Below are 23,102 nucleotides of genomic sequence, written 5' to 3'. Positions count from 1 at the left end.
CGGCGGGCGTCCCGAAACGGTTTTTGCCACGCCCGCCGCACGGTCAGTATGCCGACGGAGACCGGATACGACCCGTCACTGGGGAGCAAGTTCGTGTTCGTCACCGGCGGCGTGATGTCGGGACTCGGGAAGGGCATCACCGCCGCCAGCCTGGGGCGCCTTCTCTCGAACGCGGGCTTCGACGTCACCGCCGTCAAGATCGACCCCTACCTGAACGTCGACGCGGGCACCATGAACCCGTACCAGCACGGCGAGGTGTACGTGCTGAAAGACGGGGGCGAGGTCGACCTCGACCTCGGGAACTACGAGCGGTTCCTCGACGTGGACATGACCTCCGACCACAACGTCACCACGGGGAAGGTCTACCAGGAGGTCATCGAGCGCGAGCGCGCCGGCGACTACCTCGGGAAGACCGTCCAGGTCATCCCGCACGTCACCGACGACATCAAGCGCCGCGTCCGTGAGGCCGCCGAGGGCAACGACGTCTGCATCGTCGAGATCGGCGGCACCGTCGGGGACATCGAGGGGATGCCGTACCTCGAGGCGCTCAGGCAGTTCAGCCACGAGGAGGACGACGAGGACATCCTGTTCGCACACGTCACGCTCGTCCCGTACTCGAAGACCGGCGAACAGAAGACCAAGCCCACCCAGCACTCCGTGAAGGAGCTCCGGTCGATCGGTCTCCAGCCGGACGTCATCGTGGGTCGCTGCGAGGACCGCCTCGAGCCCGACGTCAAGGAGAAGATCGCGCTGTTCTGCGACGTCCCCACGGAGGCGGTGTTCTCGAACCCGGACGTCGAGGACGTCTACCACGTCCCCCTGATGGTCGAGGAGGAGGGCCTCGACGAGTACGTGATGGAGCACTTCGACGTGCGGGACGACGCGCTCCCCGCCGACGAGCGCTCGACGGAGTGGCGCGACCTCGTCACCCGGGAGCGCACCGGCGAGGTCGACGTCGCGCTCGTCGGGAAGTACGCCCTCGAGGACGCCTACATGAGCATCCACGAGGCGCTGAAGCACGCGGGCCTGGAGCGCGGCGTCGACGTGAACGTCCTCTGGGTGGACTCCGAGAAGATGAACGACGAGCACCGCGACCGCCTCCGGCAGGCCGACGGCGTCGTCGTCCCCGGCGGGTTCGGCTCCCGTGGCACCGAGGGGAAGATCCGCGCCATCGAGTACGCCCGCGAGCACGACGTGCCGTTCCTCGGGCTCTGCCTGGGGTTCCAGCTGGCGGTCGTCGAGTACGCCCGCGACGTCCTCGGGATGGACGGCGCCCACTCCACGGAGATCGACGAGGACACGCCGTACCCCGTCATCGACCTGCTGCCCGAGCAGTACGACCTCGAGGACCTCGGCGGCACGATGCGGCTGGGCGCCCACGAGACCGAGATCGAGCCGGGGACGCTCGCCCACGACCTCTACGGGTCGACGTCCTGCACGGAGCGCCACCGCCACCGCTACGAGGTCAACCCCGAGTACATCGACGACCTCACCGAGGACGGCCTGACGTTCTCCGGGGAGGCCGGCAACCGCATGGAGATCCTGGAGTACGACGACCACCCGTTCTTCTTCGGGACGCAGTTCCACCCCGAGTTCCGGTCGCGGCCGACCCGGGCGAGCCCGCCGTTCGTCGGGCTGCTGGACGCCGTCCTGGAGCGCGCGGACGTGGAGGCCCGCGACGGCGGTGACGCGGACGTCCAAGCGGGGGTGACGAACTGATGGTCGACGTCGAGGAGTTCGTCGCGGACGCGAAAGCCGAAATCAGCGAGGAACTCGGCGACAGCACCGCCATCATCGCGCTGTCTGGCGGCGTCGACTCCTCGACGGCGGCCGCCCTGGCGTACGAGGCGGTCGGCGACCAGCTCGTGCCGGTCTACGTGGACACGGGCCTGATGCGGAAGGGCGAGACCGAGGAGATCCGGGAGGTCTTCGACTACATGGACAGCCTCCGCGTCGTCGACGCGCAGGACCGCTTCCTCGACGCGCTCGCGGGGGTCACCGACCCCGAGGAGAAGCGCCACGTCATCGGCGAGCAGTTCATCCGGGAGTTCGAGGCGGTCGCCGGCGAGGTCGACGCCGACTACCTCGTGCAGGGCACCATCTACCCGGACCGCATCGAGAGCGAGGGCACCATCAAGAGCCACCACAACGTCGGCGGCCTGCCCGAGCGCGTGGACTTCGAGGGCATCGTCGAGCCGATGCGCGACCTCTACAAGGACGAGGTGCGGGAGGTCGCGCGCCACCTCGGCCTGGAGGAGATCATCAGCGAGCGCATGCCGTTCCCGGGGCCCGGGCTCGCGGTGCGCGTGCTCGGCGAGGTCACCGAGGACAAGCTCCGGGTCGCCCGCGAGGCGACCGCCATCGTCGAGGAGGAACTCGACGAGTACGACCCCTGGCAGGCGTTCGCCGCCATCCTCGGGAAGGCGACGGGCGTGAAAGGCGACAACCGCGTGCACGGCTACGTCGTCGCGGTGCGCTCGGTCGAGTCCCGGGACGGCATGACCGCGCGCGCCCAGGAGCTCGACTGGGAGACCCTCCAGCGGCTCCAGTCCCGCATCGCCGGCACCGTCGACGACGTCTCCCGGGTCGTCTACGACGTCACGCACAAACCGCCCGCGACCATCGAGTACGAGTGACCCCGCACGCAGCCAACCCACACCAATGAAGGCAATCGTCGTCGGTCCGGACCGCGGCATCGTCGCCGCCCTCACCGCGGAGGGCGTGACAGTCACGCGCATCGAGGGCGTCGCCTCCGGCGACCGCCTCAGCGAGGCGGGCGTCGAGGACGCCGACCTCCTCGTCGTCACGGACGTCGGCGAGGCGACCGCGATTCCCGTCGCGAAAGAGCGCAACCCCGACCTGAAGACCGTCGCGTACACGCCGGACTCCGTGCCGGAGTTCGTGAAGGGCGTCCTCGACCTCGCGGTCGACCCCGAACTGCTGGACGCCGAGACCGTCGCCGAGGAACTGGCCTGAGCCCCCCACACTTCTAACTCGCCCGCCGCCCTCGGGGACGGTATGGCACTCGACCGGTATCCGGACCTCGACCCCGACGAGGGCGAAGTCCTCACCGAGGAACTGTACTACTCCGGGGACGCGCTCGTGAAGGCGTTCGCGCTCGGCCCCGGCGCCGAGGTCGAACCGCACGAGCACGCCGACCAGACGAACGCGTTCCACGTCCTCGACGGCGAGGTCGTGGTCGTGCAGGGCGACGAGGAAGAGCGGATCGAGGCGCCGGGCGTGGTCGTCCACGAGCGCGGCGTCCCCCACGGCGCGCGCAACGAGAGCGACGACGCGGCGGTGTTCACGGCGACGATGGCGCCGATGGAGTAGTCGGGAGCGTCACAGCGACAGCGCGACCGGCCGGCCCGGCCGGACGTCGGCGTGGTCGACGGCGGCGCTGTGGGGGCTGACGTGCTCCCAGCAGACGAACTTCGCGACGTGGCCGGCCTCGTAGAGGAAGTAGTCGGCGGGCTTCGAGCACAGCGCACACGAGGGGTCGCCGTCCGCGTCCTCGAGCGCCTCGCTCAGCGCCGCCTCCGCGTCGGCGCGAGTCCGGGCAGCGCTGGCGTCGTCCTCGCGAGTCCCACCGGCGTCGGCCTCGTGAGACCCGCCGGCGTCGTCCTCGCGAGTCCCACCGGCGTCGGCCTCGCGAGTCCCGCCGGCGTCGTCTTCCCGAATCCCACCGACGTCGGCCTCGCGAGTCCCGCCGGCGTCGTCCTGGCCGGCGTCCGGGGCCTCGTCGCGGGTCGCGTCGTCGCCCGAGAGCGGCATGCACGCCGTCGTACGGCGCTCTCCCGGATAAGTTTCGTCCCCCGACACACTAGTCAGCGAGCTAACGAAAATTTTCTTCGGCGAAGGCATATCGTGGTGTGTCCTGAACCGGCGCGTGGGAAGTGACCACTTCCCCCCGAACCGTCGGTTCGACCCCCTCTCCCCCGGTTCGAGCCACCTCGACGGCCCCTCCACCGTCACTTCCCGTCGGTTCCGCTCGTGTCGGGGACACCGCGCTCCCGCGCCAGAGCGTTCTCCGCCACGTCGCTGCCGCAGGCCGCCCCGTTCACTCCCGGAGAGCGGCCAGCGCCGGGATCTCGGCGACGCGCGCCTCGTCGAGCGCCCGCCAGTCGACGCCGGCGGGTTTGCCGCCCCGGTGGTCCGTTCGGACGGTGCGCTCGGGCGTCACCACGAGGTCCATCGGCACGTCGTGGCGGTCGGTGGGGACGTCGTCGTCGACGACCTGGCGCTCGTGGACGGTCGTCGCGGTGGTCGTGTCGTCGTCGACGCGGTCGAACTCGCGGAGGAGCGCGAACTCGAGGTCGCTGTACCCCTCGCCCTTGCCGACGCGCTCGCCGCGCTCGGTCACCGCGACGCTCCCAGAGACGACAAGGTCGACCGGCTCGACGTCGCCGGGACCGACCGGGTCGCCGTAGTCGCCGACGCCGCCGACGGTCGTCGCGTCGTCCACGTCGTCGACGGCGTCGGGGTCCAGCCGGAGGAAGCACTCGCGGTCGCGGAGCCGCGGCACGGCCACGTAGACGGTCTTGCCCGCGCGCAGCGCCGCGCGGCGGACCGGCAGCTGGGGCGCGTCCGGGTTCGCCTTCACGACGTCCGCCCCGCGCCACTCCTCGGTCGCGGCGAGGCGGTCGGCCGCGTCCGCGGCGCCCGCGAAGTTCGGGATGCGGTCCCGGGGCGGGAACGGGAACCGCGCGACGCCCGACGCCTCGAGGTCGTCCCAGACGCGCTCGCGGAGTGCCTGCTTGTCCATGCGTGCCGCGACGGCGCGCGGGAACTTCACCGCTTCGCGGCCGGGTGGCGCGCGCGAGCGGCGGAATGGCCCCGGGCCGGGCGGGCCGGCCGCACCCCCTCGAAATCCGCGTCTAACTCGGCGCGAACTCGCGTTAATCGGGCTTGAGACGGCTCCTCGGCGGAGAAATCCGGGTTCAGGGCTTCCGGGGGTTAAGTGGGCGCCGCGACCAGAGGCGACTGCGATGACCGCACGCAAACTGCTCGCGCTGCTCGTCGCGGCGACCGCCCTCGTGGGCGGCGTCGCGGCGGCCGGCGCCGCGACACCCGCGGACGGACAGGCCAGCGACCAGACCCCGGACGGCCCGGACGCGAACGCACCGGACGACGCCGGCGGCAGTGACGCCGACACTGCCGAGAACCAGTCGACGAGCGAGGACGCCGACGGCAGCGACGAGAACGCGAACGCCGACGAGAACGACGAGGCGGCCCGGGGACCGCCGAGCGAGCTGCCCGACCAGGTCCCGGATCACGTCTCCGAGGTCCACGACCGCATCGGGAGCTACCTCGACGGTGAAATCGACAACCTCGGACACGCGCTGAGCGACCTGCTCGGCGACGACGGCGACAGCGGCGACGAGGCGTCCCAGGACGCCGAGGGCGGCCAGTCCACGGGGAGCGAGCACGCCAGCGACGCCGCGCCCGTCGCGTAACGCTCCCGGCGACTGACCGCAGGTACAGCAGGCACAGCCGGTTCCGACGCCGCAGTCCACCGTTTTCTCCGCGACCGCTATCGTGTGCAGCGGCGCGGCCGCCTACCGCCCCGCGAGCCCGACGAGGTGGCCGATCTCGGGGACGACGACCGACTCGCAGCCGAGTTCGGCGGCGTGCTCGCTGCCAGGCAGACAGAACACGGGGACGCCGTCGGCGACTCCCGCTGTCGCGCGCGTCGCGACGACCTTCGCGCCGATCTCCTCGTAGGACAGCCGCCGGAACAGCTCGCCGAACCCCGGGAGCTCCTTGTCGAACAGCGGCTCCACGGCCTCCACGGTGACGTCGTCGGGCGTCACGCCCGTGCCGCCCGTGGTGACGACGACGTCGACGTCCCCCCTGCTCGCGAGGTTGTCGACGCCGCCCTGGACGGTGTCGTAGCTGTCCCGGACGAGTTCGCGCGTGACGACCTCGTGGCCGTCGGCCTCGAACGCCGCGGCGACGGCGTCGCCCGCCGGGTCGTCGTCGAGCGACCGCGAGGACGACACCGTGAGGACGGCGACGCCCACCTCGTCGGCGTCGTGGTGGTGGTGGTCGTGGGCGTCCTCCTCGTGAGCGTGGTCGCCGTCCCCGTCTGCGTCGTGCTGGTCGTCCGCCGGTTCCTCGTCCTCGTCCTCGCCGTCGCCGTCCGGCGCGCGGCGCGTGTCCCTGGACTGGAAGTCGACCATACCCCCGGGTTCGCACCCCGGTGGGAAAACGTCTCCCCCGGCGGCAGCGACGACCCCACAGTTTTGGTCGCCGGCCGCGACCGTCCGGACATGCAGGCGACTGTCTTCGACGGGCACGGCGGCACGGACGTCATCGACTACCGCGAGGTCCCGGACCCCGAGGTCGGCCGCGGCGACGTGCTCGTGGACGTGAAGGCGGGCGCGCTGAACCACCTGGACGTGTGGACGCGCCGCGGCATGCCCCAGCTCGACCTCGAGATGCCCCACGTGCCGGGCAGCGACGGCGCGGGCGTCGTCGTGGAGACCGGCGCGGACGTGACGCGCTTCTCCGAGGGCGACCGCGTCGCGGTGTCCGCGGGCGTGTTCTGCGGTGACTGCGAGTTCTGCCGGGACGGGGAGTACCCGCTGTGCACGTCGTTCCACGTGCTCGGCGAGCACGTGCCGGGCGTGCACAGCGAGCTCGCGGCGGTGCCCGAGGACAACCTCGTGGCGGTGCCCGAGGGCGTCGACTGGGAGACGGCGGCGGCCGCGCCGCTGGTCTTCCAGACGGCGTGGCGGATGCTGCACACGCGCGCCGACGTCGAGGCCGGCGAGACGGTGCTCGTGCTCGGCGCGAGCGGCGGCGTCGGCCACGCGGCGGTCCAGATCGCCGCCCACGCCGGCGCCGAGGTGTGGGCGACGGCGAGCAGCGAACAGAAGCTCCGGTACGCGGCGGAGATCGGCGCCGACCACGTCGTGAACTACGAGGACGAGGACTTCGCGGACGTCGTCCGGTCGGAGACCGGCAAGCGCGGCGTGGACGTGGTCGTCGACCACGTCGGCGAGGCGACGTGGGACAGCTCCCTGGCGTCGCTCGCGAAGGGCGGCCGCCTCGTGACCTGCGGCGCGACGACGGGCGGCCGGCCGCAGACCCACGTCCAGCGGCTGTTCTGGAACCAGCTCACCGTGCTCGGGTCGACGATGGCGACGCCCGGCGAGGTCGACGACGCCCTCGCGCTCGTCTGGGACGGCACGTTCGAGCCGCGAATCCGCGAGGTGCTCCCGATGAGCGAGACGGCGCGGGCCCACGAGCTGCTGGAGAACCGGGAGGGCTTTGGGAAGGTAGTCGTAAAGCCCGACAGCGAGTACTGACTTCGATGGGGACCGAGCACACCAGCGAGCGTTCGACCGACCGGCCCGCCACCGCCAGCGACGCGGACGACGCGGTGTCTGCCAGCGACGCGAGTGACGCCACCGCCAGCGACGCGGACGACGCGGTGTCTGCCAGCGACGCGACCGGCTCCGTGACGGCCGGCGACGCCGCCGGCAGCGAGGCCGAGGCCGCCGGGAACGTCCCCGCGGACGGCGGCCCGGACGGAATGAGCGAGCGAGCGCAGTGGGCGGTCGTCGCCGCGCTGGTGGTCTCGGGGGTCCTCGCGCCGCTGTACCTCTACGTCGTCGGTCCGGGGAGCTTCGGGCTCGGGTTCCGGGACACCTACCTGGCGGTCCCCATGGTCCCGGCGCTCCTGCTGGGCGCCATCGGCCTCTGGACGGCCGTCCGCGGCCGGTAGGCCACGACGGACGCTCACTCCTCGACGGTGACGGGTTCGCGCTCGAAGGTGTCGCCCGTCCACCTCCACGCGTCCAGGGTCGGCGGGCGCGCCGCCAGCGACGCGAGCACGTAGACGTAGCCCGGCCAGGACGCCCGTTCGCGGTCCGTGTCGCTCAGCTCCGCCGGTCCCGCCGGGTGGGAGTGGTAGAAGCCGACGACGTCGCGACCGGTCGCCTCCGCCTCGTCGAAGACCGCCAGGGTCGCCTCCGAGTCGAGTTCGTAGGTCACGCGCGGCGCGTCCGCGACGTTCGGCACGCGGCGGGCGGCCTCCGCGAGGACGCGGTCGTCGCCGCGAGCGCCGAGCAGCGCCCCGCAGGCCTCACGGGGCGCGTCCGCTCGCGCGTGGTCGAGAATCGCGTCGTACGCCGACCGACTCAGGGCGAGCACACGCACAGTTCGCAGCGGAGCCGCAAAAACCCCCGCGAGCCACCGCGACCGGCGAGACCGCCCCCGGGACGGTCTACTCGCGGGTGCCGTCCGGCACCGGGTCGGCGTCGCCCTCGAAGTCCCGGCGCATCGCGATCTCGAACCACGGACAGAGGCGGAGCTGGCGGTAGTACCGGGGGTTCTCGTAGAGGTCCTCGTAGTCGACCCACATGACGCCGCCGACCTCGTCGGGGTCGCGGTCGAGGCTCGTGTCCGTCAGCGTCGCCTGCAGCACCGCACAGACCTCCCACTCGACGCCCTCGTCGAGGTAGTACCGCTTGTACTCGAAGCGGTCGGTCACCTCGAGGTCGCCGTACTGGTCGGCTTTGATGCCGAGTTCCTCCTCGAGTCGCTCCCGGGTGGCCGCCCGCTGGCTCTGGCCCTCGACGGGGTGGCTGGCGACGGTGCCGTCCCAGTGGGTGTCCCAGAGTCGCTTGCGCGCGGCGCGCTGGGCGAGCAGGACGTGGCCGTCCTCGTCGAACAGCAGGCACGTGAACGCGCGGTGGCGGACGCCGTCGCCGGTGTGCGCGTCGAGGCGGTTCGCGACGCCCTCCTTCTCGTCGTAGGCGTCGACGGCGACGACGTCCTGCTCGGCGTTCTCGGCGGTCTCGTCGTCCCGCGCGGACTCCACGGGCGCGTCCGGCCCTGATTCGCTCATGCACGCACGGACGTGGACCCGGGACAATAGCGCTTCGACTCGGCGTGCGGTGGGCCGGCGGCCGCGCCGCGGTCACCCCATCTTCTCGTCGAGGATGAGCCGGGTCTTCGTGGAGACGACCTCCTCCTGTTCGCGGGCCTTCGTCACGAGGTCGTTGACGCCGCCGGTGTCCGCGGCGTCGACGACGAGCACGATGTCGTCCTCGCCGGAGACCTGCCAGACGAAGTCCACCTGCTCCCAGTCGACCATTCGGTCGCCGACCTCGTGGGTGTCGACGTCCATGGCGACGCCGATCTCGATCATCGCCTTGACGTTCCCCGTGGACGTGGAGACGGTGAACCGCTCGATGACGCCGTCCTCGAGGAGGCTGTCGACGCGGTTGCGGACGGTGCCCTCGCTGACGCCGACGTCGTCGGCGATCTCCGTGTACGGCGTGCGGGCGTCCCGTCGCAGCGCGTCGAGGATGCGGCGGTCGATGTCGTCCATGTCCGTCCATCACGCCAGCACGCAAAAAGGATTTCGAAATTCGTAACTCAGCTACGAAAGCAAGATTTATACTCCGGCCCTCCGTTTGAATCTCGTAATGTCGGACGCGTACCTCGCGTTAGAGACCGGCGACGTGGTCGAAGCCAACGCCCGCTCCCCGGGAGCGGCGCGAGGCGAGCTCGTGTTCACCACGGCGTACACCGGCTACGAGGAGAGCCTCACGGACCCCTCCTACGAGGCACAGGTGCTCACCTTCGCGTACCCCCTCATCGGGAACTACGGCGTCCGCGAACAGCGATTCGAGTCCGACCGCGTCCACCCCAGCGCCGTCGTCGCGCGCGAGCTCACCGACGACGTCGCCGACTGGCTCGCCGAGGAGGGCGTCCCCGCCGTCGACGGCCTCGACACCCGCGACCTCGTCCTCGACATCCGCGAGGGCGGCGCGATGAAGGTCGGCATCGCCGCCGGCCCCGACGCCACGCCGGAGGCCGCGAAGGCCGAACTCGAGGACTGTCCGCACATGAGCGAGCTCACGGACATCGGCAGCCGCGTCAGCGTCGACGAACCCGAGGTCCACGGCGACGGCGACACCGACGTTGCGCTGATCGACTGCGGCGCGAAGGGCTCCATCGTCGACTGCCTCGTCGAGCGCGGCGCCACCGTCCACGTCCTCCCCTACGACACCGCGCCCGACGAGGTCGCCGAACTCGACCCCGACGTCCTGTTCGTCTCGAACGGCCCCGGCGACCCCGCGAACTTCGACGCCGCCCAGACGCTCGTCGAGGCGTTCGTCGGCGACGTCCCCGTCGCGGGCATCTGCCTCGGCCAGCAGGTCGTCGCGCGCGCGCTCGGCGGCGACACCGAGAAGATGGACTTCGGCCACCGCGGCGTGAACCAGCCCGTCCTCGACTACGACTCCGGGAGGGTCGTGATGACCACGCAGAACCACGGCTACTCGGTCGCCGACCCCGGCGACCTCGAGGTCACGCAGGTGAACGTCAACGACGACACGCCGGAGGGACTGGACTCCGCGGAACTCGGGGTCATCACGCGCCAGTACCACCCCGAGGCCAACCCCGGCCCCCACGACAGCCTCGACTTCTTCGACGACGTGCTGGCGCTGCCCGACGACTGTCGAACGCCCCTCGCCGCGGACTAGCCGTCGGTCGCCGGCGACCCGGACCCGACGCCGGACGACACGGTACTCCCCGTCTTCTCGACGACCGCGTCCTCCAGGACGAGCAGGTCCAGGCCCATCGCGTAGAAGTCCTTCAGGGCCTCCGTCGGCGTCGCGACGATGGGTTCGCCGTGGTCGTTGAACGACGTGTTCAGGACGGCCGGGACGCCCGTGATCGACTCGAACGCCGAGATGAGCCGGTGGTAGCGGGGGTTCTGTTCCGCCGTGACCGTCTGGGGGCGGGTGGTGTCGTCCGCCGGGTGGAGGACCGCCGTCACCTCGTCGCGGCGGTCCGGGTCCACGTCGAAGGTGTCGATCATGAACGGCGACGGGGCGGCGTCGGCGAAGTACTCGTCGGCCGCCTCGGCGAGAATCGAGGGCGCGAACGGCCGCCACCCCTCGCGGTGTTTCACGAACTCGTTGACGCGGTCCCGGGAGTCGGCCGTCCGCGGGTCCGCGAGGATGCTGCGGTTCCCGAGCGCGCGCGGCCCGACCTCGAGGCGGCCCTGGAACCACCCGACGAGGGCGCCGTCGGCGAGCCGCTCGGCCACGAGGCGCTCGAGGTCGTCGGGCTCGCGGTAGTCGACTTTCGCCTCGTCGAGCAGCGACCGCACCTCGTCCGTGCCGTAGGACGGCCCGAAGTACACCGTGGACTGCTCGGGGACGTCGCCCGGGTCCTGTTCGAGCCAGCCCGCGCCGAGCGCGAGCCCGGCGTCGTTGGCGACCGGCTGGACGAACAGCTCGTCGACGGCGTCGCGCTCGCGGACGCGCTTGTTCAGCTTGCAGTTCAGCGCGACGCCGCCGGCCAGCCCGACGTTCCGCGCGTCGAGGGCCTCGCAGTACGCCTCGACGAGGTCCACGACGGTCTCCTCGAGGAGCTTCTGGGCGGTGTGCGCGAAGTCCCGCTCCCACTGGTCGAACTCGCCGGGCTCGGCGGTGCGCTCCCGGCCGAACGCCTCCTCGAGCTTCCGGACGCCGTGTCCGGTCCCCCAGCGCTTCGTCAGCGCGGTGACGTCGTAGTCGACGCCCGTCGTCACGAGCTCGCGGAGCGTCCGCTCGATCTCGGGGTTGTCTTCGCCGTACGGCGCCAGCCCCATCACTTTCCCCTCGCCGTTGAACATCCGGTAGCCGAGGAACTCCGTCACGACCGCGAAGAACAGCCCGAGGCTGTTCGGGTGCTCGTAGGTGCGGACGCGCTCGAGGCCGCCCGGGTCGCCGCGCCAGACCACCGTGGAGTCGTACTCGCCTTTCGCGTCGACGGTGAGCACGACCGCCTCGTCGAACCCCGACGGGTGGAACGCGCTCGCGGCGTGACAGGCGTGGTGGCTCAGGTGCTCGATGTCGGGGACCGGCGTGCCGACCTCCCGGAGGCGGTTCTCGACGACGGCGTCCGGCCGGAACCTGGCCTTGAACAGCGTCTTCGCCAGCTCCTCGAGCGCGACGAGCTTGCTCGTCGCCCCCGGCACGCGCAGGGCGTCCGGGAGGTAGTGCGAGAACGCGATGTTCTCGCGGAGGTCCGGGACGTGGGGGACGAGCAGCCGGTCGACGTCGGCGAGCTCGAGGTCGCGGGCGTCCAGGCACGCGCGGATGGCGCGCTCGGGGAAGACGTCCGTCGCGTGCTTGCGGCGGACGAGGCGCTCCTCCTCGACCGCGAACGCCAGGTCGCCGTCCTCGAAGAGGGCCGCGCTCGGGTCGTGGCGGCCGTAGAGGTCGACGTTCGGCTTGAACGCCAGGTCGTACCGGCTCATTCGCCCGTCCCGGACGCCGCCGGTCGTGACTGAAGCGAGTGTCCCATGCGCTCGACGGGACGCGCGGACCGGTCGTTATTATGGGTCTTGTACCGGGGGCGTCCGCGTCGCCGCCCGCGCCGGGAGAGCGCTTACCGTCCCGTTAAGCCGACGTCTGTCGCCAGCGGCCAGTTCCCGGTCGCGAGTGCCCCAGCGCCGACCGAATCGTCTTTGTGCACGCGGCGAGTCACCGAATACAATGTCGGAGTCCGTGTTCTCCAGCAACGAACTGACGTTCCGCGAGTGGCACGCCGCCGTGCTCGGCGCGTGCGTCGGCGCCGTCGCCGCGTACGCACGCACCGCCGACTACGCGGTCCTCGCCGGCGCGGTCGCCGCCCTCTTCGTCCTCGCGTCGCTGGGCGTCGCGCGGTACGGCAGCGTCGCCGGCCGGACCGTCAGGAAGGAGCCGTGGTACGCCCTCGCCGCGTTCGTCGCCGCGGGCGGGGTCGTCCTCGTCGCCGTCCCGTAGTCACGACGAGGACAGCCGCGTCGCCACCCACCGGAGGCCCGCGCCGACGCCGTAGCCGACTGTCCCGACCACGACCGCCAGCACCAGCCCGGAGCCGACGCTCGTCTCGAGGGCGCCGACGAGTTCGGCGCGGGCGGACCCGTACGCGAACCCCATCATCCGCGGGTGCGTGTAGCGGCCGGCCGGCGCCCACTCGCCGCTCAGGTAGCCGACCAGGGGCGGGAAGACGTACCCCCAGAGGCCGACGAGCCACAGCGAGCCGACCGCCGGAACGAGGCCCGCGCCGAGGACGCCCGCGGCGACGGCGACCCCGGGCACGACCAGCAGCCAGCCGGTGAACTCGGTGAGCGCGACGGGGAGTCCGGCGAGGAAGGCGACGGACGCGACCGCCAGCAGCGCGACGACGGCGCCGGCGACGGCCGCACGCGGACGGGACGCCCCGGCGAGGTGACGCCGGGCGCGGTCTCGGTCCATGGCGGTCGTTCGGTCGCGGACCTGTTAGTATGCGGGGGCGGCGTGGGAGCCACGCCGGCCGCTCGGCGCAGGTCCGAGTCGCGAGGTGCGGGGACGGTCGCCGCGGTACGCGACCGTCAGCCCCAGCGCTCGTCCGTCACGGGGCGGTCGCTGACCGGCGCGACCGCGAGGTCGGCGTCGTGGTACTCGAGGGCCTCGACGAGCGCCTCGGCGCTCTCCGCCGTCGAGAGGTACGGGACCTCCTCCTCGACGGCGGTGCGCAGCGCGTCGACGTCCCGGGACACCACGAGGTCAACCTCGCCGCGCCTGATGGCGGCGGGCACGTCGTCGAACGACGCCACGTCGAAGTACGCCTCGAAGCCGTCGACCGCGAGGTCGACGACCGCGGTGCCGCCGACCTCGGGCGCGTTCCCGGCGGCCTGCTGGGCCTTCCAGTACGCCAGCCCGGGCTCGGGCGCGGTGCCCATCACCTCGCCCGTGGACTTCATCTCCGGGCCGAGCCGGGGGTCCGAGCCCGGCAGGCGGTCGAACGGCAACACGACCTCCTTGACGCTGTACTGCTCGGGGACGCCCTCGCTGACGTCGAGGTCGGCCAGCGACTCGCCGGCCATCACCTTCGCCGCGAGCTTCGCGATGGGGACGCCGGTCGCCTTCGAGACGAACGGCACCGTCCGGGACGACCGCGGGTTCGCTTCCAGCACGAAGACGTCCCCGTCGCGGACCGCGAGCTGGACGTTCAGCAGGCCGACCGTGTCCAGCGCCCTCGCGATGTCCTCGGTGACCTCGCGGACGCGCGCGAGGGTGTCGTCGTCCAGCGACCGCGGCGGAATCACGCACGCCGAGTCCCCGGAGTGGACGCCCGCCGCCTCGACGTGCTCCATCACGCCGCCGATCAGGACGTCCTCGCCGTCGCTGACGGCGTCGACGTCCAGTTCGACGGCGTCCGCGAGGAACTCGTCGACCAGGATGGGCTTGTCCGGGCTGACGCGCACGGCCTCCTCCATGTAGTGTTTGAGTTCGTCGTCGTCGTGGACGACCCGCATCGCGCGGCCGCCGAGCACGTAGCTCGGCCGCACCAGGACGGGGTAGCCGAGGTCGCGCGCGAGGTCGAGGGCTTCCCGCTCGCTGGTCGCGGAGCCGCCCGCCGGCTGGCTGACGCCGAGGTCGTCCATCAGCTGGTTGAAGCGGTCGCGGTCCTCCGCGAGGTCGATGGCCTCCACGCCGGTCCCGAGGATGTCGCAGTCGACGCCGCGGCGGGCCAGCTCGTCGCGGAGCGGCTCGCCGATGTCCACCGACGTCTGCCCGCCGAACTGGATCATCACGCCGTCGGCGCCCGTCGCCTCGACGACGTCGGCGACCTCCTCGGCGGTGATGGGGTCGAAGAACAGGCCGTCCGAGGTGTCGTAGTCCGTCGACACCGTCTCCGGGTTGTTGTTGACGACGTGGGCCTCGATGCCCTCCTCGCGGAGCGCGCGCACCGCGTGGACCGAACAGTAGTCGAACTCCACGCCCTGCCCGATGCGGATGGGGCCGCCGCCGACGACGACCACGCTGTCCGCCTCGCGGTCAACGCGGAGTTCGCCCGCCGCCGAGTCGCCCTCGTAGGGCCCCGAGAACCACTCCGGCGCGCGCGAGGAGTAGTAGTACGGCGTCGACGCCTCGAACTCGCCCGCGCACGTGTCGACCTGCTTGTACGTCCGCCCGGGCACGTCGGCCTCGACCTGGCCGACGCCGGCCCGCGCGGCCGAGACCGGGAGGTCCTCGTCCGCCGCCGCGCTGCCGCCGGCCTCGCCGGCGACCGCCTCCGTCGCGTCCGCGGTCCGCCACGCGCCACGCGTCTCCGGCAGCCACGTGAGGCTGCTGTCCTCGAAGACGTTCCCGGCGAGCGCGCTGATCTCCGCGTTCGTGAAGCCGGCGACCGCCGCGGGCGTGAACTCGCCGTCCACGACGTCCTTGCTGGCGTCGACGATGCGGTGGAAGCGCTCGACGTACCACTCGTGCATCCCGGTCGCGTCGACGACGTCGTCGACGTCGAACCCGCGCTCGAACGCCTCGAAGACGGCGTACGGCCGGTCGGGGCTCGGGCGCTCGAGGTACTCCTCCCGGAGTTCGTCGTCCTCGACGGCGCCGAAGTCCACGGCGGGGTCGTACTCGGAGCTGCGCAGCGCCTTCAGGAAGCTCTCCTCGAACGTGCGGCCGATGGCCATCGCCTCCCCGGTGGACTTCATCGCCGTCGAGAGCGTGAAGTCGACGTCCTCGAACTTGTCGATGGGCCACCGCGGCACCTTCGTGACGACGTAGTCGATGGCGGGCTCGAAGGCGGCGGTGGTCTCGCCCGTGATCTCGTTCGTGATCTCGTGGAGGCGCTTGCCGAGCGCGACCTTCGCGGTCACCCTCGCGATGGGGTAGCCGGTCGCCTTCGACGCGAGCGCCGACGACCGCGAGACGCGCGGGTTCACCTCGACGACGCGGTACTCGCCGCCGGGCGTGCCGTCGTCGCGCCACGCGAACTGGATGTTGCAGCCGCCCTCGATGCCGAGGTCGCGGATGACCTCGAGCGCGACGTCGCGCATCTCCTGGTGGCCGTCGTCGGGGATGACCTGGCTGGGCGTGACGACCGTGGACTCGCCCGTGTGGATGCCCATCGGGTCGATGTTCTCCATGTTGCAGACGATGATACAGGAGTCGTCGGCGTCCCGCATCACCTCGTACTCGAGTTCGATCCAGCCCTCGATGGACTCCGTGACGAGCACCTCGTCGTTCCGGGAGAGCCGCAGGCCCTTCCGGACGCGCGTGAGCAGTTCGTCCATCTCGTGGACGACGCCGGAGCCGCTGCCGCCGAGCGTGTACGTCGTGCGCGCGATGACCGGCAGGCCGCCGACCTCGTCGACGGCGGCCTCGACGCGCTCGCGGAGGTCGTCCTCGGTGAGGTCGGTGACGGACTCGTCGCCGTCGAGCACGATGGTCGTCGACGCGGGCACGGGCTCGCCGAGGTCCTCCATGCGCTGGCGGAAGAGGTCGCGGTCCTCGGTCGCGTAGATGGTGTCCAGCGGCGTGCCCATGACGTCGACGTCGTACTCGTCGAGGACGCCCTCCTCGGCGAGCTCGGCGGTGACGTTCAGCCCGGTCTGGCCGCCGAGCCCCGCGATGACGCCGTCCGGGTCCTCCCGGGCGATGACGTCCGCGATGGCGTCCGTCGTGATGGGTTCGATGTAGACGGCGTCGGCCATCTCGGGGTCGGTCATGATGGTCGCGGGGTTGGAGTTCACGAGCACGACTCGCACGCCCTCCTCCTGGAGCGCGCGGCAGGCCTGCGCGCCGGAGTAGTCGAATTCCGCGGCTTGTCCGATCTGGATTGGGCCACTCCCAATGAGCAGTACCGTGCGGTCGTCGTGCTCGCTCATTGCTACTCGTGTCGAGTTCGCCCATCGTAATAAGCTACGCGGAATAGAGCGAACTTCGAAGTCGAGTTACGAAAATCGAAACCTCGGCTGCGTGGAGACCGCCCGTCGGCGGTAGCGTCTCGCAACGGCCGATACAACAGCAACACCTCGCACCGCCCAACCCAGCAGCAACACCTCGCACCGCCCAACCCAGCAGCAACACCTCGCCCGCTACGCGGGCGTGTCGTACTCGTCCTCGAACTCCCGCTGTTCGCGGTACGTCTCCACGAACGCCGCCACGTCGAACTCCTGTAGCTGCCGCTCGAACTCCGAGGCCGTCGAGTCGTCGTCGGCGTGACTCACCGCGTGGTCCATCAGCTCCACGACGACCTCGACGACGACCTCGTGGAGGTCGCGGGCGTCCATGTCGGCCACCCACAGCAGCGCGTACCCCACGCTCCCGTTCTCGCTCTGGTCGACCGCGACCACGTCCTCGGGCAGTTGCTCCATCACCGCGCCCATCAGGTGCGCGGTGCCGAACTCGTCGAACTGGTCGTCGGGCGCCGGCGTCACCGCCTCCCGGAGGACGCCCACGATGGACTCCGGCACGAACCGCGACGGCGGGTGCATGTCCATCACGACCGCGTGCCTGTCCCCGCAGGCGCAGGCGTACTCGCGCATCCCCAGGTCGAAGTCCTTCACGTGCGCGCGCTCCCCGCACGGCAGCTCCACCCAGTCCTCGTCCTCCCCGGTGCCCGGTACGCGCGGCTCGGTCATCGCTCGCTCGTTGGCCGGCCGCGCGGTTAAGCCCCGCGGAGCGGGACCGCCAAGCGGGCGAATCTTCTTGCCCGTCCTCTGTGAACGCCGCGCCATGGCCGCCATCGAGTTCGCGTCCCTCACCAAACGCTACGGCGACCTCACCGCCGTCGACGACCTCTCGTTCGGCGTCGAGCGCGGCGAGGTCTTCGGGTTCCTCGGCCCGAACGGCGCCGGCAAGACCACCGCGTTGCGCACGCTGCTCGGGATGCAGGCGCCCACCGCGGGCGGCGTCTCGATCCTCGGCCGGGACACCACCGTCGAGTCCGAGCGCCTCGACGCGCTCGCGGACACCGGCTACCTCCCCGCCCACCCCCAGTTCGACGAGCAGGCGACCGGCCGCGAGATCCTCGACCTCCACGAGTCGCTGAAGGGCGGCGGCCGCCGCGGCCGCCTCCTCGAGCTGTTCGACCCGCCGCTCGACCGGAAGGTCCGCGCGTACTCCACGGGGAACGTCCAGAAGCTCGGCGTCGTGCAGGCGTTCATGCACGACCCCGACGTCGTCGTGATGGACGAACCGACGTCGGGACTGGACCCCCTGCTCCAGGAGCGGTTCAACGAGTTCCTCCGCCGGGAGCGCGACCGCGGCACCACCGTGTTGTTCTCCAGTCACGTCCTCAGCGAGGTCCGGCGCGTCTGCGACCGCGTCGCCGTCATCCGGGACGGCTCCCTCGTCGCCGTCGAGGCCGTCGAGGCGCTGCTCGACCGCAGCGGGAAGGTCGTCCGGGCGCGCGTCGACGGCGACCCGCCCGCGGACGCCTTCGACGTCCCGGGCGTCGCCGACCTCTCGCGGCGGGACGCGGACGGCGCCACCCAGGTCTCGTTCACGTTCACGGGCGACGTCGACGCGCTCGTGGACGAACTCGACCGGTACTCGCTCCGGGAGCTCGACGTCGAGGAGGCGCCCCTGGAGGACGTCTTCCTCCGGTTCTACGGCGAGGACGAGGGCCAGAGCGAGAGCGAAGACGGCGGAGAAGACGAGAGCCAGAGCGAGAGCGAAGACGGCGGAGAAGACGGAGGGGAGGACGAAGACGGCGAGGGTGCGGCGACCGGCGGCGCCGCGGCGGCCGCGGAGGGAGGTGAGGAGGGTGTTTGAGCTCGCCGCGTACGGCGCCCGGCGGCGCGTGAGGGGCGCGCTCGCGCTCTCGGTCGGGCTGTCGGCGTTCAGCGGCCTGTACGCGGCGTTCTTCCCGTCGGTCACGGAGGGCATCGACCTCGACCAGTACGCCGAGAGCCTGCCGCCCGTCTTCGTGGAGGCGTTCGGGCTTCGGTCGCTGGGCTCCATCGAGGGCTTTCTCGCCACCGAGCTCTACCAGTTCGCGTGGGTCATCCTCCTCGGGCTCTACCTGGCGTACAGCGCCGCGTCCCTGGTGGCCGGCGACGTCGACAGCGAGCGCATCGACGTCCTGCTCGCGCTCCCCGTCTCCCGGGCGCGCCTCGTCGGCGAGAAGTTCCTCTCGGTCGCGCCCGGCGTCCTCGTCATCAACGTCGTGGTCGCGGCCGCGACGTGGGCGGCGACGCGCGCCATCGGCTACCCGGTCGGCGCGGTCGACCTCGCCGCCGTCCACCTGCTGTCGCTGCCGTACCTCTTCGCGTGCGCGGCCGTCGGCCTCGCGTTCAGCGTCGCCGTCGACCGCGAGAGCGTCGCCCAGCGCGCCGCGATGGCGACCGTCTTCGGGCTGTTCCTCCTCGAGTCCGTGGTCGGCACCACCGACTACGACTGGCTCGGCTACGCCGCGCCGATGCGGTACTACGACCCGACCGCGATTCTCGTCGACGGCACGTGGGACCTCGGCGGCGCCGCAATCCTCACCGCCGCGACGCTCGCGCTCGTCGCCGCCAGCCAGCAGTACTTCCGCCGCAAGGACGTGAACTAGCGGCGTCGTCGCACCGCTCCGTCGCCGCACGCGGAGTCGAACGCGCGTTGTCGAGCCCACCGGGCTACCGCGCGAGTAGGAGCGTGCTACCCGAGAGTAGGACTGTCTTAAAGCGAAGATTGAAATTCGCCGAGGATATTCATTGGTTGTAATGTGTGACCTGGACGGGGTCTTCCACGCGCTGGCGGACGCGAAGCGGCGCCACGTCATCGACTGCCTCCGGCGGCACGACGCGGTTTCACTGTCCGACCTCGCCGAGTTCGTCGCGGAGCGAGAACGCGAGGACGACGCCGATGCCGTCCCCGCCGAGCGGGTCCACGAGGTGTACTGCTCGCTGTACCACAACCACATCCCGGCGCTGGAGGCGGCCGACCTCGCCGACTACGAGCGGGAGGCCGACAGCGTCGCCAGCACGCGGCACACGCAGTCGTCGCTGGCGCGGGCGCGCGGCCACGTCGACTCGCTCCTCCGGGAGTCGTGACGCGAACGCCGCTCCCGGACCCGTAACTCGAATCCGACCTCGGACACGCGACTCGGACCCCACTCCCGACCGGCGCCGCGAGTCCTCGCCGCGGCGCCGCCTCGCGCGCCCCGACGGCACAGACGGCGGTCCTACATGCTGATGTACGTCTCGGTGCTCTCGACGCCGTCGACGGTCTGGATCCGGTCGGCGGCGATCTCCTTGACGTCGGTGGGGGCGTCGACGTCGAGTTTGGCGATGAGGTCGACGTCGCCGGCGACGATGTGGGCGTCGACGACGCCGTCGATGGCGGCGACGTCCTCGAGGAGGCGGTCCGCCTCGCCGGTGTTCGCCTTCACGAGGACGTAGGCGGTGACCATCTACATCCCCTCCGCGGCCGCGGCGTTGCCGACGAGAATCTGGCGGACGTCGTCGAGGGCGTCGAACTCGGCGAGGACGGCGATGCGGTCGCCGACCTCCAGGGTCTGGTCGGGCAGCGGCAGGCGGAGCGCGCCGTCCTTCTTCCCGAACGCGAGCAGGCGGGCGCGCGAGGGGAGTTCGAGCTCGGAGAGCGTGTAGCCGCGCATCGGGGCGTCCTGGGAGACGGTGAACTGGACGACCTGGAGGTTCTCCGCGAGGTCGGCGATGGCGGTGACGTTGCCGCCCAGCAGGGCGTTCTTCGCGCCGATGGCGCCGAGGCGCTCGGGGTAGACGATCTCGTCGACCTCCTCGGCGTACTTCCGGTAGATGTTCTCGCGGTAGTCCTCGTCGATCCGCATGACGGTCCTGCTGCCGTGGTGGTTGCCGACCATGCAGGCGACGAAGTTCGTGTTGAGGTCGCCGGTGAGCGCGCCGAGGGCGTCGGCCGCGTCGACGCCGGCGTCCTCGAGGACGTCCTCGCTGGAGCCGTCGCCCTCGACGACGTCGAAGTCCTCGTTGCGGGCGCGCTCGGCCTTCTCGTAGTCGCGCTCGACGACCGTCACCTCGTGGCCCTCGTTGGCGGTGATGCGGGCGGTCCGGAGGCCGACCCGTCCGGCACCGATGATGACGATGCGCATAGGCGTCGTACGGCGGGCTCCGACAAATATGTTTGTGCCACGTTACCACGCAACAATGCTTTTGGTGGCGGCCGCCGAACGCCACCCCATGGTCCACGCGTTCATCATGGTGAAGGCGGGCGCCGGCGCGGCCAGCGACGTCCGGAACCAGATCGCCGGCCTCGACGGCATCACCGAGGCCCACGTCGTCGCGGGCCGCTACGACGTCATCGCGGAGGTCGGCGGCGGTGAGGTCCACGACGTCCTCGGCACCGTCTCCGACGAGATCGGGACCGTCGCCGGCGTCACCGACACGAAGACGTACATCTCGCTGTCCGCCTCGTAGGCCCCGAGGGCGAGGAGCGCCGGTCGCCGCGAGCGCCGCCTAGAACTCCATCTCCTGGGGGTCGTGGTCCGCGAGGTAGTCCTCGAGCCACGCCCGCTGCTCCCGGAGGCGCGGCGGCAGGTCCGCGTAGACGTGCTCGAAGACGTCCGCGGGGTCGGGGACGCTGGCGTCCTCGGCGGCGTCGATGGCGGCCTCGAGTTCGGCTTCCGCCTCGCTCCGGCAGTCCGCGACGAACTCGTCGTCGACGACGCCGGCCTCGCTGAGGTACGCCTCGAAGCGCTCGACGGGGTCGGCGGTCCGCCACTCCGGCAGGTCCTCGTCCTCGGGGCGGTAGCGGCCCGGGTCGTCGCTGGTGGTGTGCGCGCCCTGCCGGTAGGTCAGGCTCTCGACGAGCACGGGGCTGCCGTCCCGCGCGTCCGCGAGCGCGTCCCGCATCGTCTCGTAGACCGCGACGGGGTCGTTGCCGTCGACCTGCACGCCCTCGAAGCCGTACGCCTCGGCCTTCACCGCGATGGAGTCGCTGGCGGTCTGTCGCTCGCGGGGCAGCGAGATCGCCCAGTTGTTGTTCTCACAGAAGAAGACGACGGGCGCGTCGAAGACGCCCGCGAAGTTCGCGGCCTCGTGGAAGTCGCCCTCGCTGGTCGCGCCGTCGCCGAAGTACGCGACCGCGGCGGCGTCGGCGCCGTCGTAGTCCATCGCCATCCCCGCGCCGACCGCGTGGGGGATCTGCGAGGCGATGGGGATCGCCATCGGGAAGTTCGGGACGTCGTGGTCGGAGTGGTACTCGGCGAACCCCCGCCGGAACAGGAGGATGTCGCTGGCGGGGACGCCGCGGGCGAGCTGCATGGCGTTCGACCGGTACGTCGGGAACAGCCAGTCGTCGTCGGCCATCGCGTACGCGGCGCCGACCTGCGAGCCCTCCTGGCCCTTGAACGGGGGGTAGCCGGGCATCCAGCCGCGGCGCTGCAGGGAGAGCGCGCGCTCGTCGAACTCGCGTGCCAGGACCATGTCCCGGAACGCCTCGCGTGCCGTCGCCTCGTCCATGGCGGTGTCCGCGAACTCGCGGTCCCCGATGGCGCGGTGCATACCCGGCCCTCCGCCGCGCAGTCACTTACCGATAGCGAAAAACGCGACGAGCGCGTAGGCCCGGACATGGTCTCGGTCGTCACCGCCGCGGGCGTCGGCGTCATCGTCCTCGTGCACACCGCCATCGCCGCCGTCGGCGCGCGGTTCTTCCGCATCACGCTGCAGACGCGCTGGGGGTCGGTCCTGTACACCGCGGTGTTGATCCCGCTCGTGTACGTGGTGACGACGCTCGCCCTGGGCGCGCTCGGCTTCGGCGCGGGCGCGTTCAGCGACCCCGGACAGCTCGTCGTCGTGACGTGGGCGTTCCCGTTCTTCCTCGGGTGGTCGATCGACCTGTTCTGGATCCCGCCGCCCGAGGACCTAGAGGACGTCCCGGAGGGTTCGGGCGACTAGCAGCAGCGTCAGCGTCGGCGCCGCCCCGAGTTCGCCGGCGCCGGCGAGCGCGGCGGCGGCCTCCCAGACGTACGCGACGCCGAGCGCGCCGAACGCCGCCGCGGCGACGAGCGACCCGGCGACGACCCGCACCGCTGTCACCGCGGCGGCGTCGACGGTGAGCGCGAGCGCGGCGTCCACGGCGTCGAACGCGAGGAGCGCCGCGGCGACGCCGCGCCGGGAGACGCGGCCGCGCGGCCGGCCGCCGACCGGCCACAGCACGCGGAAGTCCTCGGGGAACAGCGGCGGCAGCCGGATGGGCGGCAGCGAGAGGGAGAACCCGCCGTCCCCGTCGTCGACCGTGTCGTCGCCGTCTGTGGCCCCGCGGGGAACGTCGTCGCCGTCCGCGCCGTCCGCGTCCTCGCGCCGTGCGTCGCCGCGGTCGTTCGCGCTCGGGTCGTCGGTGGGCATCGGG

At 71.6% G+C, this 23,102-nt stretch carries 28 protein-coding genes; 14 read left to right on the top strand and 14 right to left on the bottom strand.

What is annotated here, in order from left to right; translation table 11 throughout:
* Window positions 1-48 precede the first annotated feature (48 nt).
* Genes U5911_RS07265 through U5911_RS07250 form a run of 4 tightly spaced genes read left to right on the top strand, consistent with a single transcriptional unit; the run spans window position 49 to window position 3,333 of the window.
* Window positions 49-1,719 (top strand): CTP synthase, encoded by a 1,671-nt coding sequence (locus U5911_RS07265; RefSeq protein WP_336036294.1) that lies wholly within the window; start codon window positions 49-51, stop codon window positions 1,717-1,719.
* Window positions 1,719-2,636 (top strand): glutamine-hydrolyzing GMP synthase, encoded by a 918-nt coding sequence (guaA, locus tag U5911_RS07260; RefSeq protein WP_336036293.1) that lies wholly within the window; start codon window positions 1,719-1,721, stop codon window positions 2,634-2,636. Before U5911_RS07265 ends, guaA begins: the two co-directional genes overlap by 1 nt.
* 25 nt (window positions 2,637-2,661) lie before the next feature.
* Window positions 2,662-2,976, top strand: a complete 315-nt coding sequence (locus U5911_RS07255) for a DUF7126 family protein (RefSeq protein WP_336036292.1) — start codon at window positions 2,662-2,664, stop codon at window positions 2,974-2,976.
* A 42-nt stretch (window positions 2,977-3,018) separates the two neighbouring features.
* Complete coding sequence (locus tag U5911_RS07250) at window positions 3,019-3,333, top strand: cupin domain-containing protein (protein ID WP_336036291.1); 315 nt, start codon at window positions 3,019-3,021, stop codon at window positions 3,331-3,333.
* 9 nt (window positions 3,334-3,342) lie between these two features.
* On the opposite strand, the gene U5911_RS07245 is transcribed toward U5911_RS07250, so the two are convergent.
* Together U5911_RS07245 and U5911_RS07240 are read right to left on the bottom strand one after the other, a co-directional pair.
* Window positions 3,343-3,774, bottom strand: a complete 432-nt coding sequence (locus U5911_RS07245) for a hypothetical protein (protein WP_336036290.1) — start codon at window positions 3,772-3,774, stop codon at window positions 3,343-3,345.
* Between the two features lie 286 nt (window positions 3,775-4,060).
* Window positions 4,061-4,765 (bottom strand): 5-formyltetrahydrofolate cyclo-ligase, encoded by a 705-nt coding sequence (locus U5911_RS07240; RefSeq protein ID WP_336036289.1) that lies wholly within the window; start codon window positions 4,763-4,765, stop codon window positions 4,061-4,063.
* 223 nt (window positions 4,766-4,988) lie between these two features.
* Here U5911_RS07240 and U5911_RS07235 point away from each other — a divergent pair, with 223 nt between their 5' ends.
* On the top strand, window positions 4,989-5,456 hold the full coding sequence (locus U5911_RS07235) for a hypothetical protein (protein WP_336036288.1): 468 nt from the start codon (window positions 4,989-4,991) through the stop codon (window positions 5,454-5,456).
* 102 nt (window positions 5,457-5,558) lie between these two features.
* On the opposite strand, the gene U5911_RS07230 is transcribed toward U5911_RS07235, so the two are convergent.
* The gene (locus U5911_RS07230) at window positions 5,559-6,182 is read right to left on the bottom strand and encodes a MogA/MoaB family molybdenum cofactor biosynthesis protein (protein WP_336036287.1); all 624 of its coding nucleotides are present in this window, start codon (window positions 6,180-6,182) and stop codon (window positions 5,559-5,561) included.
* A gap of 90 nt (window positions 6,183-6,272) precedes the next feature.
* On the opposite strand from U5911_RS07230, the gene U5911_RS07225 reads away from it, so the two are divergent.
* Together U5911_RS07225 and U5911_RS07220 are read left to right on the top strand one after the other, a co-directional pair.
* Window positions 6,273-7,313 carry a zinc-binding dehydrogenase gene (locus tag U5911_RS07225; RefSeq protein ID WP_336036286.1) on the top strand — a complete coding sequence of 347 codons (1,041 nt, stop codon included), beginning with the start codon at window positions 6,273-6,275 and terminating at the stop codon, window positions 7,311-7,313.
* A 5-nt stretch (window positions 7,314-7,318) separates the two neighbouring features.
* Complete coding sequence (locus U5911_RS07220) at window positions 7,319-7,732, top strand: DUF7977 family protein (protein WP_336036285.1); 414 nt, start codon at window positions 7,319-7,321, stop codon at window positions 7,730-7,732.
* A 14-nt stretch (window positions 7,733-7,746) separates the two neighbouring features.
* On the opposite strand, the gene U5911_RS07215 is transcribed toward U5911_RS07220, so the two are convergent.
* From U5911_RS07215 to U5911_RS07205, 3 genes are all read right to left on the bottom strand, one after another.
* On the bottom strand, window positions 7,747-8,160 hold the full coding sequence (locus tag U5911_RS07215) for a desampylase (protein ID WP_336036284.1): 414 nt from the start codon (window positions 8,158-8,160) through the stop codon (window positions 7,747-7,749).
* A gap of 73 nt (window positions 8,161-8,233) precedes the next feature.
* Entirely contained in the window at window positions 8,234-8,857 is a 624-nt protein-coding gene (locus U5911_RS07210) for an isopentenyl-diphosphate Delta-isomerase (RefSeq protein ID WP_336036283.1), read from the bottom strand.
* A 72-nt stretch (window positions 8,858-8,929) separates the two neighbouring features.
* On the bottom strand, window positions 8,930-9,343 hold the full coding sequence (locus U5911_RS07205; protein WP_336036282.1) for an Lrp/AsnC family transcriptional regulator: 414 nt from the start codon (window positions 9,341-9,343) through the stop codon (window positions 8,930-8,932).
* A gap of 97 nt (window positions 9,344-9,440) precedes the next feature.
* On the opposite strand from U5911_RS07205, the gene carA reads away from it, so the two are divergent.
* Window positions 9,441-10,502, top strand: coding sequence for a glutamine-hydrolyzing carbamoyl-phosphate synthase small subunit (gene carA, locus U5911_RS07200; protein WP_336036281.1), 1,062 nt, complete (start codon window positions 9,441-9,443; stop codon window positions 10,500-10,502).
* On the opposite strand, the gene U5911_RS07195 is transcribed toward carA, so the two are convergent.
* Complete coding sequence (locus tag U5911_RS07195; RefSeq protein ID WP_336036280.1) at window positions 10,499-12,268, bottom strand: carbamoyltransferase family protein; 1,770 nt, start codon at window positions 12,266-12,268, stop codon at window positions 10,499-10,501. The genes carA and U5911_RS07195 overlap by 4 nt on opposite strands.
* A gap of 238 nt (window positions 12,269-12,506) precedes the next feature.
* On the opposite strand from U5911_RS07195, the gene U5911_RS07190 reads away from it, so the two are divergent.
* Complete coding sequence (locus U5911_RS07190) at window positions 12,507-12,776, top strand: hypothetical protein (protein WP_336036279.1); 270 nt, start codon at window positions 12,507-12,509, stop codon at window positions 12,774-12,776.
* Here the strand turns inward: U5911_RS07190 and U5911_RS07185 are convergent, their stop codons facing one another.
* The 3 genes from U5911_RS07185 to U5911_RS07175 form a co-directional block, all read right to left on the bottom strand.
* Window positions 12,777-13,250, bottom strand: a complete 474-nt coding sequence (locus U5911_RS07185; RefSeq protein WP_336036278.1) for a hypothetical protein — start codon at window positions 13,248-13,250, stop codon at window positions 12,777-12,779.
* A gap of 116 nt (window positions 13,251-13,366) precedes the next feature.
* Complete coding sequence (gene carB, locus U5911_RS07180; protein WP_336036277.1) at window positions 13,367-16,654, bottom strand: carbamoyl-phosphate synthase large subunit; 3,288 nt, start codon at window positions 16,652-16,654, stop codon at window positions 13,367-13,369.
* Between the two features lie 210 nt (window positions 16,655-16,864).
* Complete coding sequence (locus U5911_RS07175) at window positions 16,865-17,410, bottom strand: DUF5815 family protein (protein WP_336036276.1); 546 nt, start codon at window positions 17,408-17,410, stop codon at window positions 16,865-16,867.
* Between the two features lie 94 nt (window positions 17,411-17,504).
* On the opposite strand from U5911_RS07175, the gene U5911_RS07170 reads away from it, so the two are divergent.
* The 3 genes from U5911_RS07170 to U5911_RS07160 all read left to right on the top strand — a co-directional run bounded on the left by U5911_RS07170 (window position 17,505) and on the right by U5911_RS07160 (window position 19,807).
* Window positions 17,505-18,545 carry an ABC transporter ATP-binding protein gene (locus U5911_RS07170; protein WP_336036275.1) on the top strand — a complete coding sequence of 347 codons (1,041 nt, stop codon included), beginning with the start codon at window positions 17,505-17,507 and terminating at the stop codon, window positions 18,543-18,545.
* The gene (locus U5911_RS07165) at window positions 18,538-19,326 is read left to right on the top strand and encodes an ABC transporter permease subunit (protein ID WP_336036274.1); all 789 of its coding nucleotides are present in this window, start codon (window positions 18,538-18,540) and stop codon (window positions 19,324-19,326) included. The genes U5911_RS07170 and U5911_RS07165 overlap by 8 nt, the downstream gene beginning before the upstream one ends.
* Window positions 19,327-19,477: 151 nt before the next feature.
* Window positions 19,478-19,807 carry a DUF7344 domain-containing protein gene (locus U5911_RS07160; RefSeq protein WP_336036273.1) on the top strand — a complete coding sequence of 110 codons (330 nt, stop codon included), beginning with the start codon at window positions 19,478-19,480 and terminating at the stop codon, window positions 19,805-19,807.
* 131 nt (window positions 19,808-19,938) lie between these two features.
* Here U5911_RS07160 and U5911_RS07155 read toward each other — a convergent pair whose 3' ends face one another.
* Both U5911_RS07155 and U5911_RS07150 read right to left on the bottom strand, forming a co-directional pair.
* Window positions 19,939-20,166, bottom strand: a complete 228-nt coding sequence (locus U5911_RS07155; protein ID WP_336036272.1) for an Lrp/AsnC family transcriptional regulator — start codon at window positions 20,164-20,166, stop codon at window positions 19,939-19,941.
* On the bottom strand, window positions 20,167-20,844 hold the full coding sequence (locus U5911_RS07150; RefSeq protein WP_336036271.1) for a potassium channel family protein: 678 nt from the start codon (window positions 20,842-20,844) through the stop codon (window positions 20,167-20,169).
* A gap of 88 nt (window positions 20,845-20,932) precedes the next feature.
* On the opposite strand from U5911_RS07150, the gene U5911_RS07145 reads away from it, so the two are divergent.
* Window positions 20,933-21,169, top strand: coding sequence for an Lrp/AsnC family transcriptional regulator (locus U5911_RS07145; protein ID WP_336036270.1), 237 nt, complete (start codon window positions 20,933-20,935; stop codon window positions 21,167-21,169).
* Window positions 21,170-21,208: 39 nt separating this feature from the next.
* Here the strand turns inward: U5911_RS07145 and pdhA are convergent, their stop codons facing one another.
* Window positions 21,209-22,255, bottom strand: a complete 1,047-nt coding sequence (gene pdhA, locus U5911_RS07140) for a pyruvate dehydrogenase (acetyl-transferring) E1 component subunit alpha (RefSeq protein WP_336036269.1) — start codon at window positions 22,253-22,255, stop codon at window positions 21,209-21,211.
* Window positions 22,256-22,321: 66 nt separating this feature from the next.
* Here pdhA and U5911_RS07135 point away from each other — a divergent pair, with 66 nt between their 5' ends.
* Window positions 22,322-22,648 carry a DUF7991 family protein gene (locus tag U5911_RS07135; protein WP_336036268.1) on the top strand — a complete coding sequence of 109 codons (327 nt, stop codon included), beginning with the start codon at window positions 22,322-22,324 and terminating at the stop codon, window positions 22,646-22,648.
* Here the strand turns inward: U5911_RS07135 and U5911_RS07130 are convergent.
* Window positions 22,616-23,098, bottom strand: a complete 483-nt coding sequence (locus U5911_RS07130; RefSeq protein WP_336036267.1) for a hypothetical protein — start codon at window positions 23,096-23,098, stop codon at window positions 22,616-22,618. The genes U5911_RS07135 and U5911_RS07130 overlap by 33 nt on opposite strands.
* Window positions 23,099-23,102 lie beyond the last annotated feature (4 nt).

The sequence above is a fragment of the Halobacterium yunchengense genome (genome assembly GCF_037031165.1).
Lineage (GTDB): Archaea > Halobacteriota > Halobacteria > Halobacteriales > Halobacteriaceae > Halobacterium > Halobacterium yunchengense.
The sequence above is the reverse complement of the archived record's forward strand: the minus strand, read 5'-3'. Positions and strand labels throughout refer to the sequence as shown.